Origin of the sequence: Foliimonas ilicis, from assembly GCF_039939195.1 — a bacterium.
In the GTDB taxonomy this organism is placed as follows: Bacteria; Pseudomonadota; Alphaproteobacteria; order Rhizobiales; family Rhizobiaceae; genus Foliimonas; species Foliimonas ilicis.
This window is the reverse complement of the sequence record NZ_JBDUUH010000001.1, coordinates 650,001-667,228: the sequence shown is the minus strand read 5'-3', so window position 1 is coordinate 667,228 and position 17,228 is coordinate 650,001. Positions and strand designations below refer to the sequence as shown.

Below are 17,228 nucleotides of genomic sequence, written 5' to 3'. Positions count from 1 at the left end.
TCAGAATTTTACGACCCGCAACAGAACTCCTTTTACTTTCAGGCGTTTCCACCTTTGCAGGAAGGGAAACGGAATGAACGAAGAGAGGGACGCCCTGCAATTTGCGGATGGCGAGACGAAACGGCTTGCAGCCGAAAACGGACGCGGACGCGATGCGGAAACACCCGCAGAAATACCGGCGCGCGGCTGGTTCGACGTCATCTGGCGGGTAGTTTCGAAAATAAACGAAGACCGCATCATGTTGATTGCAGCGGGTGCGACCTATTATCTCCTGCTGGCGCTCTTTCCCGCATTGGCGGCTTTCGTTTCCCTCTACGGCTTTGTCGCCGACCCAAGAACCGTGGCGGATCACATCTCCTTTCTGGGCGGCATGCTGCCCTCCGGCGGCATGGATTTGATTCGCGGCCAGCTACAGGCATTGGCCTCGCAAAGCACAGATGCGCTCAGCCTCGGTTTCATCAGCGGCCTGCTGATCGCGCTGTGGAGCGCGAATAACGGTATCAAATCTTTGTTTGAGGCGATGAACGTTGCCTATGGCGAAAACGAGAAGCGCAGCTTCATCAGGCTCAACCTCGCATCTTTCGCATTCACGATGGGCGCGCTTGCAATCGGCATCGTGCTGATTGTCTCGGTCGGCATCGTGCCCGCGGCCCTCGCCTTTCTGCAACTGGATAGCTGGGCCGAATTACTGGTGCGCGTCAGCCGCTGGCCGGTGCTTCTTGTTTTCATGATTACCGGCATTGGCCTGCTCTACCGCTTCGGCCCCAGCCGCGAATACGCCAAGTGGCGCTGGCTGACCTGGGGCGCGGCAATCGCAACGATCGTATGGCTTGTCGCCTCCATCGGCTTCTCCTTCTATCTGGAGAATTTCGCTGATTACAACGCGACCTACGGCACGCTCGGCGCAGTTATCGGCTTCATGGTCTGGACGTGGATTTCCGTCATCATCGTCATCGTCGGTGCAAAGATAAATGCCGAGCTCGAACATCAGACGGTGAAGGATTCGACCATCGGCAGTCCGCAGCCCATAGGCGAACGCGGCGCATTCGTCGCAGACACGCTGGGACGCTCAACCGCGGATTCCTGAAACAGGCAAATAGCGCTCGCATTGCAAGAATTCGAACGGCTCTCTCGCCGCATCAACCCATCCTTAACCATAACAGTCCATTAAGAGCATGGTGAGGATCGCGTTTTTTCACGCCTTCCTTTCACCAAATTTGGCAACGACAAGGCCCTCAACCGCGCATCTTCAAGCTGTTGCAGGCGCTTGGGGCCAACCGACGACCTTGGAATGACGCGACGACCGGCCAAAGCGGGGCCGGGGCTTGTTAAGGACTGTTTCACAATGGAAAACATCGCACTTGCCGAACCGGCAGCGAATTTGTCGATCTGGGCGCTTTTCATGCAGGCTGGCTGGGTGGTCAAGCTCGTCATGCTTGGCCTTCTCGGCGCATCGATATGGACCTGGGCGATCATCGTCGACAAGGCCGTGAGCTTCAACCGCATGCGCGCAGCGCTTAACCGCTTCGAACAGGTATTCTGGTCCGGGCAGTCTCTTGAAGAGCTGTATCGCACCCTTTCCGACCGCAAGACGACCGGCATGGGCTCGATCTTCGTTGCCGCCATGCGCGAATGGAAGAAGAGTTTCGAAAAAGGCGCGAAATCGCCTCTGGCGCTCCAGACCCGTATCGACAAGGCCATGGACCTCGCGCTGACGCGTGAGATGGAGCGGCTTGAAGGCAAGCTCGGCTTCCTCGCGACCATCGGCTCGGCCGGTCCGTTCATCGGACTGTTCGGCACGGTCGTCGGCATCATGACCTCGTTCCAGGCCATCGCCGGATCGAAATCGACCAATCTCGCCGTCGTCGCTCCGGGTATCGCCGAAGCGCTTCTGGCAACCGCTATCGGCCTTCTGGCCGCTATCCCGGCTGTTATCGCCTACAACAAATTGTCATCGGATGCCGGCAAGATCGCTATGCGCATGGAAGGATTCGCCGACGAATTCTCCGCCATACTCTCGCGCCAAATCGATGAAAAAGTAGTGACGAAGGCGTAAGGGAAAAGATTATGGGAATGTCTGCCGGCGCAACTGGAGGACGAGGCGGTCGTGGCCATAGAAGGCGCGGGCGCCATCACGGCCTGATCTCCGAAATCAACGTCACGCCGTTCGTGGACGTCATGCTCGTTCTGCTCATCATCTTCATGGTGGCAGCGCCGCTGCTGACCGTGGGTGTGCCGATCGACCTGCCTGAAACGCGGGCGAACGCCATGAATTCCGATACGCAGCCGATCACGATTTCGGTCAATCAGGCAGGTCAGGTCTATTTGCAGGAAACTGAAATCCCGATCAACGAAGTCGTGCCGAAGCTCGAGGCGATTGCCCAGACCGGTTACGAAGAACGCATTTACGTGCGTGGCGACAAATCAGCCGATTACGGAACGGTGATGCAGGTCATGGCCCGCATTTCTGCCGCAGGTTACCGTAATATTGGTCTCGTCACGCTTCAGGAACAGGAAGGCCAGTAACGCCAGATGAAGGCCGGCCTCACAACATCTGCAATTATGCACGCGGCGCTGCTGGGTTTCGGCATGTTCACGCTGTCGGCTCCGCGCGCCTTCGAGGTATCGGAAACGGAATCCTTCCCGGTCGACATTGTGCCGATCGAGGAAATCTCTCAGGTTCAGATCGGCGACAAGAAGGCGACCGTCAACGAGAAGCCCGCCCCCGTTCCAACAACCCGTCCTGAGATCGTACCTGACGCGCAGAATGTCGGCGACAACAAGATCGATACCGACAAGGCGCCAACGCCAGATCCGACGCCGCGCCCAGTCGAGGCAGCCGCAGCACCGCCGCCCTCGCCTGAGCCGACGCCAGCACCCAAACCCACAGAGAACAAGCCTGAGCCGCCGAAACCGGCTGAACCCGAGCCGACGCCGGTTCCAGCAACCGAGGTAACACCGGAGCCGCAGCCCAAGCAGGACGTGGCTCCCGATCCCGTTGCCGAGGCGATCGTCCAGGAAACCGCAGAAGCGGCGGAAACGCCGTTGCCGACGACGGCTCCCGCACCGCAGGCACGTCCGCAGCCGCCAAAGGCTCAGACCGCGAAAACGTCAGAACGCAAGCAGCCCGAAAAGCCTGCGCAGGAAGCAGCCGCCCGTCCGAAGTCGGATGAGAAACAGTTCGACGCCGATGAGGTCGCAGCCCTTCTCAACAAGCAGACGCCATCCGGCGGCGGCGCGAAGCGCTCGACCGAACAGGCATCGCTTGGCGGCGAACGCAATACCGGCGGCTCCAAGCTGTCGCAGAGCGAAATGGACGCGCTGCGCGGTCAGGTCCAGCGTTGCTGGAACATTCCGGCCGGTGCCGTTGATGCGCAGAATCTGCGTGTTTCGGTGAAATTCAAACTCGACCCATCAGGTGCGCTCGAAGGCAGCCCCGAAATCATTTCGGGCGGCGGTTCGGCAGGCGTGGAACGGGCAGCGGCGGAAGCGGCACGACGCGCCGTATCACGCTGCGCGCCTTACAACCTCCCCGCCGACAAATACGACGCCTGGGCGGACGTCATCGTCAATTTCGATCCAAGCGAGATGTTCTGACCATCCGCATTCATGGACAAGAGAGGCTGAACTTCATGAAGACTTTCTTCCGCACGATCATGATCATGGGAACGCTGGTTGCGGGCATGAGCGCTGTTGCGACATTGCCTGCTCGCGCCGTGGTCGAGATCGATGTCAACAAGGGCAATATCGAGCCCTTGCCCATCGCCATCACCGATTTCCTTTCGGGCGACGGCATCGGTGCCGAAATCGCAAACATCGTTGCGGCAGATCTGAAGCGTTCGGGCCTCTTCGCACCGATCGACAAGGGCGCGTTCATCGAGAAGATTTCGAACCCTGACGCGGCACCCCGCTTCGACGACTGGAAAGTCATCAACGCGCAGGCGCTGGTTACTGGCCGCGTGACGCAGGAAGCCGATGGCCGTCTGCGCGCCGAGTTCCGCCTGTGGGATACGTTTGCCGGACAGCAGCTCATCGGCGAGCAGTTCTTTTCGAATCGCAACAATTCGCGCCGCGTCGCCCATATCATCGCAGATGCGATCTATGAGCGCCTGACCGGTGAGAAGGGCTATTTCGATACGCGCGTCGTGTTCATCGACGAATCCGGCCCGAAAAATGATCGCAAGAAGCGTCTTGCGATCATGGATCAGGACGGCGCAAATCTGCGTCACCTTTCGGATGGCCGCTCCATCGTTCTGACGCCGCGCTTCTCGCCGACGCGTCAGGAAATCACCTACATGTCCTATGAAAGCGGCGAGCCACGCGTCTATCTGCTGCAGATCGAAACGGGCCAGCGCGAACTCGTCGGCAACTTCCCCGGCATGACGTTTGCGCCGCGCTTCTCGCCGGATGGCCAGAAAGTCATCATGAGCCTGCTACGCGATGACGGCAATTCGAACGTCTTCGCGATGGATTTGCGCAGCCGCGCCACCACGCGCCTGACCAATTCCAGCTCGATCGACACCTCGCCTTCTTATTCGCCGGACGGCAGCAAGGTCGTCTTCACCTCGGATCGTGGCGGACAGCCGCAAATCTACGTGATGGGCGCTGACGGATCGGGCCAGACGCGTATTTCCTTTGGTGGCGGCTCTTATTCGACGCCTGTCTGGTCGCCGCGCGGCGATCTGATCGCCTTCACCAAGCAGTCCGGCGGTCAGTTCCAGATCGGCGTGATGCGCACGGATGGTTCGGGCGAACGCATTCTCTCGACCGGCTTCCAGCAGGAAGGCCCGACCTGGGCGCCGAATGGCCGCGTCTTGATGTTCTTCCGTGAAGCTGCCGGTTCGCCGGGGCCGAAGCTCTTCTCGATCGATCTCACCGGTCGAAACGAGCAAGCGATACCGACCGCGAGCTTCGCATCGGATCCAGCCTGGTCCCCTCTTCTGGAATAGCAATAAAAACGGCGCTTCGGCGCCGTTTTTATTTGTCCGGGCAAAGCGCCAAAGATCACTGTTCTGTTGCACTGATAAACGATGCTTGGCATGAATTTGATTGCCACGCGCAAGATTGCCGCGTTTACGCCGCATTTTCGCCTAGTGTGCGCAAGCAATCTCAATTTGTGTCTTCGGAACCGACTCGCGGACGGCGAGGCTGCAACCGAATGTTAACCATGTTCCTTGAAAGGGCATTAACCCAAACGTGGTTACTGTCGGATCAACGGAATCACTCGAAATGCGAAGGAGAGGCGGCATGCGCCGTATCGCAAAACTTGCAGCAAACCCAATTGCCATCGCCCTTGTCATGGGCCTTGCCCTGACGGGTTGCGCTTCCAAGAAGACGCCGAACAGCGCAGCCGATCTTGGCCTCGGCGGCGGTGCCGGCTCGGCAACGCCCGGCTCGGCACAGGACTTCACCGTCAATGTCGGCGACCGCATCTTCTTCGACACGGATTCGTCGTCGATTCGTGCAGACGCACAGGGCATCCTGTCGCGCCAGGCACAGTGGCTCAACCAATACGGCAACTACGCCATCGTTGTCGAAGGCCATGCCGACGAACGCGGAACGCGTGAATACAACATCGCGCTCGGTGCACGCCGCGCCGCCGCTGCCCGCGATTACCTCGCGTCGCGTGGCGTTGCCGCAAACCGCATCAAGACGATTTCCTACGGCAAGGAACGTCCGGTCGCTGTCTGCGACGACATTTCCTGCTGGTCGCAGAACCGTCGCGCTGTGACGGCCCTCAGCGGCGCCGGAAGCTAAGAACGTCAAATTCGTATCGAATTTGTCACTGTCAGGATCAAAGGCGGCTTTCGGGCCGCCTTTTTTCTTTGGCCATCCATGCAAACAAAATTTGGCCGAAGTCTATCGCCCTGATAAAAGCCGTGATTGCGCATCGCGCGCAAATCAACCTGTTCAAAATGCGAGAGGCATATGTATTTCCGATCAATCCTAAGCGGCACGCTTGCCGCATTGCTGCTTTCGGGGGCCGGGGCTTTTGCCCGCGACCATTCCGATAGCCATGACCCTGCGCGGGCGGGCAGCGGCTTTGTGTCCGCTATGCCGGCCGTCGGTCTACCCGGCGTCTTCGGTTCCCGGTCAGAAGGTGCCACGGTCCAGATGGCGCAAGCCGGAGACCCGCGCATCACCGCGCTGGAAGAACAGATCCGGTCGCTTAACGGCACCATCGAGGAACTGAACTTCCAGATCCTGCAAATGCAGGAACAGATGCGCAAGCTTCAGGAAGACAACGAATTCCGCTTCCAGGAACTCGAACAGAAGAAATCCGATGCAGGCGGCGGCAACCGTTCGGTTGCCCGCAACGACACGCCGCGTGACGATTCTGCAAACAATGGTGGCGGCGGAAACACTTCCGCCGCTTCGCCGGGCTCCATCGACAGCATCATAACGCAGCCGGACGGCGACAGTCCGGCTGCAACCGCCGATGCGCCGCGCGGCACTGGCGAGCCGCCAAGAACATTCGGCACGATCCGCGTCGACAAGGATGGCAATGTCCTAAGCGGAAGCGTTGAAGACAACGCGATCAGCTCCGCACCGAGCGGCAATGCACCATCAGCCGGAAATGGCTCTGACGACACCACGGTTGCAGCCCTGCCCTCGACGAACGACCCGGAAGAGCTCTACCGCAACTCCTACCAGTTCATCCTGTCCGGTGACTACGGAACCGCCGAAGCCGGCTTCCGCGACCACATCGCCCGTTTCCCGAAAGATGCCAAAGCCGCCGATGCGCATTTCTGGCTGGGTGAATCGTTGCTCGGACAGCAGAAATACCGCGATGCGGCGGAAGTGTTCCTTGCCGCGAACAAGGACTATCCGAAGGCCAAGAAAGCGCCTGACATGCTGTTGAAGCTCGGTGTCTCCCTCGTCGGCCTCAAGCAGCGCGACGTTGCCTGCGCAACCTTCGGTGAAGTCGGCAAGCGTTACCCCGATATTTCCGGTGCCCTGAAAGAACGCGTCAAGCGGGAACAGGCCCTCGCCAAGTGCTGACAAGCGCGGCCTCGACTGCCCACGCGCAGATCGATCCTCAATCCCTTTTTCATGAATTTTCGCCCGCACTGAACGACGACGCGACTGCCTTGGTTGCCGTTTCGGGCGGAAGCGACTCGACCGCCCTTCTGTTCCTTCTCAAAGACTATCTCGAAGCCGTGAAATCGCGTGCGAAGCTCGTCGCAGTCACGGTCGATCATGCGCTCCGCGAAGGGTCAGCCGCAGAAGCGCAAGCCGTATCGCAGCTTTGCGAAAGCCACGGCATCCCCCATCGAACCATGATCTGGCGCGGCGCAAAGCCTGCGACGGGGATTGCGGCTGCGGCCCGCGCGGCCCGCTACGGCCTGCTGGCCGAAGCTGCTTCGTCCTTCGGCGCGAGCGCGATTTTCACAGGTCATACGGCGGACGATCAGGCCGAAACCGTGATGATGCGGCAAGCCCGTCAGGCCGGGCGCGGCCTTTCCGGAATGGCGCAGGCCACGCTGCTGGAGAACCGGCACTGGCTTCTTCGGCCTCTCCTTGCGACGCGCCGAGAAACGCTCCGGGACTATCTTCGCAACCGGAATATCGCTTGGTTCGAAGACCCGACCAATCAGAACGACGATTACGAACGCCCGCGCATGCGCCAAATTCTGCGCACCAGCGAGAGCGATCTTCAGCAAAAGCTGCATCTCGCCAGTTCCGCCGCTCAGGAACGTCACAAGCTCGGACAGGCGGCAGCGGCGTTGATCGACCGTCACATCGCCAAAATCACGCCGGGTCTTTTCCGCATCGACAGTGATTTTCTTGAAGAAACCGGGTCCGACGCGGCGCTCTATGCTGTCCGCCTCCTGCTCGCAGTCGTCGGCGGGAAGACATATCTGCCCGACGAAGCCAAAAGCCGCGCAGTTTTAGCGGAATTGGGGCGTTCAGGTTTTTGCGCCACATTGTCGCGGTGCGTTGTCGAGGTCCGCGCCACAGGCATCTATGTCTTCCGCGAAAACCGCGACCTGCCTGCAGCTCGAACCTTCAAAGACGGCGAATTATGGGATGAGCGTTTTCGCCTTCATGCAGATGAGGAGACCGGCGTGTCCGTCGCACCGGCTGGCGAAACTGCCGCCCGGAAACTGGCTGGAAAATTGGCGGCAACGCCCGGAAGCACCGGGTGGCGGGCACTTTCAGCGGAGCCGGCCCTTTGGCGTGAAGGTGCGTTTCTGAAGCTTTTGCCGATAACAAGCGCGCATGAAAGCTTTGGTAAGGAAGCTTTCGCCACCCCGATTCTCGGACCGTGGGCGCAGTTCCTTCCGGGTTTCGATTTCGAACCGGCTGCTGCCCTTGGCAAAATCCTGCATGCCGATGCGTTTTTGACTCCGCCTTTGCTTGGCCACAAAGAATCGAAAGCTTAACCGACATTGGCAGTTCTGCTTGGCAATGGCCGGCGCGCTCCCTATGTTAGGCTGACTTCTTATCGTGAAATGTGTCTGCCTGCGGACACCAACAGGACAATCGATGAATCCGAATTATCGCAACCTCGCGCTCTGGGCGATTATCGCCGTACTTCTGATCGCGCTTTTCAACCTGTTCCAGTCTCCGCAACAGCGCGGTGCGGCCCGGGAAGTCGCTTATTCCGAGTTCCTTCAGGATCTCGCATCCGAGCGGATCAAGACCGTGACGATTGCAGGCGAGCGGATCACCGGCACCTATGTCGACAACAGCACCGGCTTCCAGACCTATTCGCCGGGTGACTCGTCACTCGTACAGCGCCTCGAAGACAAGAACGTCACGATCAACGCGCGCCCTGAAAATGATGGTTCGGGTTCGATCTTCTCGATGCTCCTCGGCTGGCTGCCGATGATCCTCATCCTCGGCGTCTGGATATTCTTCATGCGCCAGATGCAGTCCGGCTCCGGCCGCGCGATGGGTTTCGGAAAATCGAAAGCCAAGTTGCTGACGGAAGCGCATGGCCGCATCACCTTTGGCGATGTCGCAGGTGTAGACGAAGCCAAGGAAGACCTTGAGGAAATCGTCGAATTCCTGCGCGATCCGCAAAAATTCCAGCGCCTCGGCGGTAAAATACCGCGCGGCGTTCTCCTCGTTGGCCCTCCCGGCACCGGCAAGACCCTTCTTGCGCGTTCGGTCGCTGGCGAAGCCAATGTGCCTTTCTTCACCATTTCCGGCTCGGATTTCGTTGAAATGTTCGTCGGTGTCGGCGCATCCCGCGTCCGCGACATGTTCGAACAGGCGAAGAAGAACTCGCCTTGCATCATCTTCATCGACGAAATCGACGCTGTCGGTCGTCATCGCGGCGCCGGTCTCGGCGGCGGCAACGACGAACGCGAGCAGACGCTGAACCAGCTTCTGGTCGAAATGGACGGCTTCGAGGCAAATGAAAGCATCATCCTGATCGCCGCGACCAACCGTCCCGACGTTCTCGATCCCGCATTGCTGCGTCCAGGCCGTTTCGACCGTCAGGTCGTCGTGCCGAACCCCGACATCGTCGGCCGTGAGAAGATCCTCAAGGTTCACGTCCGCAATGTTCCGCTGGCGCCCAATGTGGACCTCAAGGTCATCGCACGCGGCACACCGGGCTTCTCCGGCGCCGATCTTGCCAACCTCGTCAACGAATCTGCCCTTATGGCCGCACGCCGCAACAAGCGTCTCGTGACCATGGCGGAATTCGAAGACGCCAAGGACAAGATCATGATGGGCGCTGAACGTCGCTCGTCGGCAATGACGCAGGCCGAGAAGGAACTGACCGCCTATCACGAAGCCGGTCACGCCATTCTCGCGCTCAACGTGCCTGCCGCCGATCCGCTGCACAAGGCGACCATCATTCCGCGCGGCCGCGCACTCGGCATGGTCATGCAGCTTCCCGAAGGCGACCGCTATTCGATGAGCTACAAATACATGATTTCGCGTCTTGCGATCATGATGGGTGGCCGCGTTGCCGAGGAATTCAAGTTCGGCAAGGAGAACATCACCTCTGGCGCATCCTCGGATATCGAGCAGGCAACCAAGCTTGCACGTGCCATGGTCACGCGCTGGGGCTTCTCCGACAAGCTCGGCCATGTCGCTTATGGCGACAACCAGGAAGAAGTCTTCCTCGGTCACTCGGTCGCGCGCACGCAGAACATCTCGGAAGAGACCTCGCAGATCATCGACGCCGAAGTGCGCCGCCTGATCGACGAGGCCTACACCAGCGCCCGCCAGATCCTGACCAAGAAAAAGAAGGAATGGATCGCGATAGCCGAAGGCCTGCTCGAATACGAGACCCTGTCTGGCGACGAGATCAAGCAGTTGATCGCAGGCGGCAAGCCGTCACGCGACATGGGCGACGACACGCCTCCATCACGCGGTTCTGCCGTGCCGAAAACGGGTGCGCGCAAGACCAAGAAGGGTGGCGAAGAGCCGGAAAGCGGCATGGAGCCGCAACCGCAGGGCTGACATCGCGCCTCATCAAAGGCCGAAACAGCAAACGCCGCGAGATTTCTCGCGGCGTTTTCGCAAATAGAGCAGTGAGCAAATACCAGCGCAATCAATTGTCCAAAGGGCTGAATTGGTGCGTGTGAACCCAAGAAAATCCATCCGCCTACACCTCATGTTCATGCGAATGAACAACTTAACAAACGCAATTCAGTGCTGTAAAAAGCTCGCGAGAGGACGGATTTTAGGAATTCGTAACGCAATCTCATACAATTTGATCTCTGAAGTACGCAAAACCGTGGCAGATAGCCATGTTTGTCGAAACTTAATTCGGAGACGTTTGGAGCATCATGTCTAAGCGATATTTCGGAACCGATGGCATCCGTGGGCGTGCCAACAAATTCCCCATGACCCCCGACATTGCGATGAAGGTCGGCATGGCTGCCGGTCTCTCCTTCCAGCGGGGCAACCATCGTCACCGCGTCGTGCTGGGCAAGGACACCCGTCTTTCCGGCTATATGATCGAAAATGCCATGGTCGCAGGCTTCTGCGCCGCAGGCATGGACGTCTTCCTGCTCGGTCCCATCCCGACGCCTGCCGTTGCGATGCTCGCGCATTCGCTGCGCGCCGATATTGGCGTGATGATCTCGGCCTCTCACAACCCGTATTACGATAACGGCATCAAGCTTTTCGGCCCCGACGGCTACAAGCTTTCCGACGAGATCGAAGCCCGCATCGAAAACATGCTCGATCAGGACATCGACATGGCACTGGCCGATTCCGATGGCCTTGGCCGTGCCAAGCGCATCGATGGCGTGCATGATCGCTATATCGAGTTTGCCAAGCGCACGCTGCCGCGCTCCATGTCTTTATCAGGCCTGCGCATCGTCATCGATTGTGCCAATGGCGCCGGCTACAAGGTGGCCCCCGCCGCCTTGTGGGAACTGGGCGCGGAAGTCTTTGCGATCAATGTCGAGCCGAACGGCTTCAACATCAATCAGGATTGCGGCTCGACCCATCCAGCCAGCCTGATCAAGAAGGTCCATGAAGTCCGCGCAGACATCGGCATCGCGCTCGATGGCGACGCCGACCGCATGCTGATCGTCGATGAAAACGGCACCGTCGTCGATGGCGACCAGATCATGGCGCTGATTGCCGAATCCTGGCATCAGAACGATCGGTTGGCGGGCGGCGGCATTGTTGCCACCATCATGTCCAACCTCGGTCTGGAACGCTTTCTCGGCGATATAGGCCTGACGCTTCACCGCACGAAAGTCGGCGACCGCTACGTCGTCGAGCACATGCGCGCCCACGGTTTCAACATTGGCGGCGAGCAATCGGGCCATATCGTGCTATCCGACTTCTCCACGACCGGAGACGGACTTGTTTCCGCACTTCAGGTTCTTGCCTGCATCAAGCGCCAGAACAAGCCGGTCAGCGAGATTTGCAAGAAGTTCGAGCCGGTGCCGCAGGTTCTGAAGAATGTGCGCTTCAACGGCGGCAAGCCGCTCGAATCGGCAAACGTCAAGGCGGCGATCGACGATGCCACCAATAGGCTCGGAAAGACCGGGCGGCTGGTCATCCGCCCGTCCGGCACCGAACCGCTCATCCGCGTCATGGCCGAAGGCGACGATCCGAAACTGGTCGAGACGGTGGTAGACGACATCATCGGCGTGATCTCGGAAGCCCGCAACGCGGCGTAGTCCGACTCATTATCCGGGTGCCGGATCCGTGCGCCCTTCGAGGCTGCCCAACAACACAAATGACAAGCTAAAAAGCTCGCCCCTAGGCGAGCTTTTTTCCGTTTCACCCCACCATCATAGTTAAGCAACAGGGTTAAGCGGCTTTTAACCTTTGCAGTTTATTATCCATATTGGATTTAACTGGTTCCTGACGGCGCAGCGCGTCAGACTTGCAGGGGTGTATTCATGCGAACGGCTTATAAGGTCTTTGCGGCTCTGGTTCTTGCAGGCGCAGCCGCGCCAGCATTTGCAGCCGATGTTTATTATCCACCGGAAGAGGCTCCTCCGGTCGAAGTGGTGAGTTATGGCGGATGGTATCTGCGCGGCCACATCGGCATGAGCAACCAGCGCCTGAAGAACCTCGACACGGATCTTTTCGACAGTCCGGCGATCATCGAATATGGCTTCCACGACAAGGGCGGCTTCGGCTCGGCCCCAGTCTTCGGCGGCGGTATCGGCTACCAGTTCAACGATTACCTGCGCGGCGACATCACGGTCGAATATCGCGGCAAGTCGGACTTCACCGCGCTCGACTATGTCACGACCGCCGGCGGCACAACGACCAACGACTACCGCGCACAGAAATCGGAATTGCTGTTCCTCGCGAACGCTTATGCCGATCTTGGCACCTACAGCGGTATCACGCCCTATATCGGCGCAGGTCTGGGTGCCTCGCGCAACACGATTTCAGGCTTCCGCGATATCAACATCATCAATGGCGGCGGCGCATATGCAGACGATGATTCCAAATGGAACCTCGCCTGGGCGCTTCACGCAGGTCTGGGCATCAAGGCCACAGACCGTATGACGGTCGATCTCGGCTACAGCTTTGTCTCACTCGGCGATGCCCGCACCAAGTCGATGAGAAATGACGATCCTGCATTCGACATCCCGAATGACGGCTTCCGCTTCAACAATCTGACGTCGCACGATTTCAAGCTTGGCGTCCGTTATTCGCTGAACTAGTTGTCTGATCCCAAGGCGTTGCCGGTTCGTATGAACCGGCAGATACGTCATAGGTCAGATTCTGTGTAGGCGTGCCGAAATTACAGAGGCCGCCCCTCCCGCGAGATACAAGATAATCGAAAGAGCCTGAGGGCTCTTTCGAAGCGCTACCAGATATTTCATCGCCAATTGACCGATCCAGCGGAAAAGGCCTGACTCGTTTTCAGAAGAGGAGACGTCCCTGTCCCCCTCCCGGCCCGCGAACCGCTCTCGCCTGACGATCCCTTTTATGCGTTGCAGCCAACAATTCCCCATCCGTCTCGATTAATTCCCCTGCATCGCGGCTTTTAACGCCAAGGATGGACGTTAGCCGGCTGTGAGCCGGCGAAGAAGACGTCAAAGCTCTTCCGAACAGATCACAGCCACAACCGAAGCGGAAGTACCTTCAAATCGCCGCTCATCGCTATCTGTCGCTGCCCGCCGTCGATAAACGGCACTACCTATATGCACGAGCTGGCGACTAACTTGGCCTCTGACGGCAGGCCGACTACATCCGTCGGAGTCGGGCAAGGTCATGCGTTATTTCAAAAGCTGAAACACTATTATGCCGAGCGAAATTCTCGCTCGGCGATAAATTGGGGCATCGAAACCGCGCGTCTGCATTGGGAGCAGCACTCTGGATGCTTTCCGCAGCGCTGTGGGCTCTGGCATTACCCTCGATCCAGCCATCGAATGGTCAGGACCAAGTACATGAAGCAATTGCGCGTGCTAGGCCTACGCCCACGCTCATACTTCCGCGAATTGATTAGCGCGACGTTTTTCTTTGTCACGCGGTCACGTAGCTACGTGTGCGGCGCAAGCGCAGGTTCGCTATCGCATCCCCGTTCCTTTCAAACGCAAAAAAGCCCGTGCGTTGCGGGCTTTGGTATTAATTAAGGTGTGTTTTGAGAGGTTTTGGTTGCGGGGGTTGGATTTGAACCAACGACCTTCAGGTTATGAGCCTGACGAGCTACCGGGCTGCTCCACCCCGCGTCACCAAGAAGCGGCGATGCCGCTTTAGAATTGGGCGACGGTGTCGCCTTTTTTTGCCAAAGCAGATGTTTTTGCCAAAGCAAAGGGCCGCTTACGCGGCCCGCGGTCCCGATTGAGCGGGCCTTTTGTTTTGTGTTGAGAAGATTTTCACATGCAATTTGCAGACCTGGCAGCGACTTACTCTCCCGCGTCTTAAGACGAAGTACCATCAGCGCTGGAGCGTTTCACGGCCGAGTTCGGAATGGGATCGGGTGCAGCCGCTCCGCCATAACCACCAGGTCGGCAAAGTGCATGTTTTATCGAGAAGCTTTTTGAGCGAATAGCCAATAGTGAGTAGCGAATAGGGATATCCTGTTTGCTGCCCGCTCATGAGCTTTTCGCTGGTCTTGTTTGTGCCTTGACGACGTTAATCGCTACTTTCGGGCAAAGCCCGCAAGCGCGACTGCGCGTCGCCGGTCGTCCGGCGCCCTCGCGGAGCATAGGGCCGAAGGCCCGCTCATGCGTGAGCGCTTTAGATGGACATAAGTAATGAGAACGATCAAGCCGATCGAACTATTAGTACCGGTAAGCTTCATGCGTTGCCGCACTTCCACACCCGGCCTATCAACGTGGTCGTCTTCCACGGTTCTCAGGGAATACTCGTTTTAAGGTGGGTTTCCCGCTTAGATGCCTTCAGCGGTTATCCCGTCCGGATATAGCTACCCTGCTATGCGGCTGGCGCCACAACAGGTCCACCAGAGATCCGTCCATCCCGGTCCTCTCGTACTAGGGACAGATCCTTTCAATATTCCTACACCCACGGCAGATAGGGACCGAACTGTCTCACGACGTTCTGAACCCAACTCACGTACCGCTTTAAATGGCGAACAGCCATACCCTTGGGACCTGCTCCAGCCCCAGGATGCGATGAGTCGACATCGAGGTGCCAAACAACCCCGTCGATATGGACTCTTGGGGGTCATCAGCCTGTTATCCCCGGCGTACCTATTATCCGTTGAGCGATGGCCCTTCCACGCGGGACCACCGGATCACTATGACCGACTTTCGTCTCTGCTCGACTTGTCAGTCTCGCAGTCAGGCGGGCTTATGCCATTGCACTCGACGACCGATTTCCGACCGGTCTGAGCCCACCATCGCGCGCCTCCGTTACTCTTTAGGAGGCGACCGCCCCAGTCAAACTACCCACCATACATTGTCCCGGACCCGGATAACGGGCCGCGGTTAGACATCCATAGAGATAAGGGTGGTATTTCAAGGGTGGCTCCACCAAGGCTGGCGCCCTGGCTTCAAAGCCTACCACCTATCCTACACATGCCACTACGAATGCCAATGTAAAGCTATAGTAAAGGTGCACGGGGTCTTTCCGTCTAACCGCAGGAACCCCGCATCTTCACGGGGAATTCAATTTCACTGAGTCTATGCTGGAGACAGCGGGGAAGTCGTTACGCCATTCGTGCAGGTCGGAACTTACCCGACAAGGAATTTCGCTACCTTAGGACCGTTATAGTTACGGCCGCCGTTTACTGGGGCTTCGATTCAGAGCTTGCACCCCTCCTCTTAACCTTCCAGCACCGGGCAGGCGTCAGACCCTATACGTCGTCTTGCGACTTCGCAGAGCCCTGTGTTTTTGATAAACAGTCGCTACCCCCTGGTCTGTGCCACCCACATATACTTGCGTACATATGGGTCACGCTTCTTCCGAAGTTACGCGTGCAATTTGCCGAGTTCCTTCAGCATAGTTCTCTCAAGCGCCTTGGTATACTCTACCAGTCCACCAGTGTCGGTTTCGGGTACGGTCTATTAGTGGGAGCTATTTCCTGGAACCACTTCGCTGCCAGATCAATCCAATAAGACCTGACAACACACGTGATCCGTCACTACCCACAGGCCCACGAATATTAACGTGGTTCCCATCGTCTACGCATTTCTGCCTCGACTTAGGGGCCGGCTAACCCTGCTCAGATTAGCTTTAAGCAGGAACCCTTGGACTTTCGGCGGGGGAGTCTCTCACTCCCCTTACGTTACTCATGTCAGCATTCGCACTTCTGATACCTCCACCACCCCTCACGGGTATGGCTTCGTCAGCTTACAGAACGCTCCGCTACCGCTTGCATGTAAACATGCAAACCCAAAGCTTCGGTGTATGGCTTTAGCCCCGGTACATTTTCGGCGCAAAGACCCTTATTTAGACCAGTGAGCTGTTACGCTTTCTTTAAATGATGGCTGCTTCTAAGCCAACATCCTGGTTGTTTTGGGATCCTCACATCCTTTCCCACTTAGCCATAACTTGGGGACCTTAGCTGTTGGTCAGGGTTGTTTCCCTTTTCACGACGGACGTTAGCACCCGCCGTGTGTCTGCCGACTATTACTCTCGGGTATTCGGAGTTTGGTTAGGTTTGGTAATCCGGTGAGGACCCCTAGCCCATCCAGTGCTCTACCCCCCGAGGTATTCGGTCGACGCTCTACCTAAATAGATTTCGCGGAGAACCAGCTATTTCCGAGTTTGATTGGCCTTTCACCCCTAGCCACAAGTCATCCCGAACTATTGCAACAGTTATGGGTTCGGACCTCCAGTAAGTGTTACCTTACCTTCATCCTGCTCATGGCTAGATCACTCGGTTTCGGGTCTAATGCGACGAACTGAACGCCCTATTCAGACTCGCTTTCGCTGCGCCTACACCTACCGGTTTAAGCTTGCTCGTCACACTAAGTCGCTGACCCATTATACAAAAGGTACGTAGTCACCCAGGACAAACCTTGGGCTTCTACTGTTTGTAGGCAATCGGTTTCAGGTACTCTTTCACTCCCCTTGTCGGGGTGCTTTTCACCTTTCCCTCACGGTACTAGTTCACTATCGGTCATGCACGAGTACTTAGGCTTGGAGAGTGGTCTCCCCATGTTCAGACAGGATTTCACGTGTCCCGCCTTACTCAAGGACTTTTGCTCGCATTGCGCGTACGGGGCTGTCACCCACTATGGCCCTACTTTCCAGAAGGTTCCGCTTGTCTCACAAAAGCCGCTGGCCTGGTCCGGGTTCGCTCGCCACTACTTCCGGAGTCTCGGTTGATGTCCTTTCCTACGGGTACTTAGATGTTTCAGTTCCCC

At 57.9% G+C, this 17,228-nt stretch carries 11 protein-coding genes, 1 tRNA gene and 2 rRNA genes (1 of these 14 only partly in view); 11 read left to right on the top strand and 3 right to left on the bottom strand.

Translation table 11 applies throughout. The features are described 5' to 3' along the window. The first annotated feature begins 73 nt into the window (after positions 1-73). The 11 genes from ABFT80_RS03225 to ABFT80_RS03175 all read left to right on the top strand — a co-directional run bounded on the left by ABFT80_RS03225 (position 74) and on the right by ABFT80_RS03175 (position 13,112). Positions 74-1,087, top strand: a complete 1,014-nt coding sequence (locus ABFT80_RS03225; protein ID WP_347970406.1) for a YihY/virulence factor BrkB family protein — start codon at positions 74-76, stop codon at positions 1,085-1,087. A gap of 258 nt (positions 1,088-1,345) precedes the next feature. Then, entirely contained in the window at positions 1,346-2,056 is a 711-nt protein-coding gene (tolQ, locus tag ABFT80_RS03220) for a protein TolQ (RefSeq protein WP_347970405.1), read from the top strand. Positions 2,057-2,067: 11 nt separating this feature from the next. Next, positions 2,068-2,526, top strand: coding sequence for a protein TolR (gene tolR, locus ABFT80_RS03215; protein WP_347970404.1), 459 nt, complete (start codon positions 2,068-2,070; stop codon positions 2,524-2,526). 6 nt (positions 2,527-2,532) lie between these two features. Then, the gene (locus tag ABFT80_RS03210) at positions 2,533-3,597 is read left to right on the top strand and encodes a hypothetical protein (RefSeq protein WP_347970403.1); all 1,065 of its coding nucleotides are present in this window, start codon (positions 2,533-2,535) and stop codon (positions 3,595-3,597) included. A gap of 35 nt (positions 3,598-3,632) precedes the next feature. Further along, positions 3,633-4,949, top strand: coding sequence for a Tol-Pal system beta propeller repeat protein TolB (gene tolB / locus ABFT80_RS03205; protein WP_455189862.1), 1,317 nt, complete (start codon positions 3,633-3,635; stop codon positions 4,947-4,949). Between the two features lie 298 nt (positions 4,950-5,247). Continuing rightward, a complete protein-coding gene (pal, locus tag ABFT80_RS03200) occupies positions 5,248-5,757 on the top strand; it encodes a peptidoglycan-associated lipoprotein Pal (protein WP_347970402.1) in 510 nt (169 codons plus the stop codon). A 171-nt stretch (positions 5,758-5,928) separates the two neighbouring features. After that, positions 5,929-7,002 (top strand): tol-pal system protein YbgF, encoded by a 1,074-nt coding sequence (gene ybgF / locus ABFT80_RS03195; protein WP_347970401.1) that lies wholly within the window; start codon positions 5,929-5,931, stop codon positions 7,000-7,002. Beyond that, positions 6,996-8,387, top strand: a complete 1,392-nt coding sequence (gene tilS, locus ABFT80_RS03190; RefSeq protein ID WP_347970400.1) for a tRNA lysidine(34) synthetase TilS — start codon at positions 6,996-6,998, stop codon at positions 8,385-8,387. Before ybgF ends, tilS begins: the two co-directional genes overlap by 7 nt. A 103-nt stretch (positions 8,388-8,490) precedes the next feature. Further along, positions 8,491-10,425 (top strand): ATP-dependent zinc metalloprotease FtsH, encoded by a 1,935-nt coding sequence (ftsH, locus tag ABFT80_RS03185; protein WP_347970399.1) that lies wholly within the window; start codon positions 8,491-8,493, stop codon positions 10,423-10,425. Between the two features lie 329 nt (positions 10,426-10,754). Beyond that, a complete protein-coding gene (gene glmM, locus ABFT80_RS03180; RefSeq protein ID WP_347970398.1) occupies positions 10,755-12,107 on the top strand; it encodes a phosphoglucosamine mutase in 1,353 nt (450 codons plus the stop codon). A 225-nt stretch (positions 12,108-12,332) separates the two neighbouring features. Beyond that, positions 12,333-13,112 carry an outer membrane protein gene (locus tag ABFT80_RS03175; RefSeq protein ID WP_347970397.1) on the top strand — a complete coding sequence of 260 codons (780 nt, stop codon included), beginning with the start codon at positions 12,333-12,335 and terminating at the stop codon, positions 13,110-13,112. A gap of 934 nt (positions 13,113-14,046) precedes the next feature. On the opposite strand, the gene ABFT80_RS03170 is transcribed toward ABFT80_RS03175, so the two are convergent. From ABFT80_RS03170 to ABFT80_RS03160, 3 genes are all read right to left on the bottom strand, one after another. Continuing rightward, positions 14,047-14,123, bottom strand: a tRNA-Met gene (locus ABFT80_RS03170). A 164-nt stretch (positions 14,124-14,287) separates the two neighbouring features. Continuing rightward, positions 14,288-14,402 (bottom strand): 5S ribosomal RNA (rrf, locus tag ABFT80_RS03165). A 255-nt stretch (positions 14,403-14,657) separates the two neighbouring features. Continuing rightward, a 23S ribosomal RNA gene (locus tag ABFT80_RS03160) occupies positions 14,658-17,228 on the bottom strand (it continues 234 nt past the right edge of the window).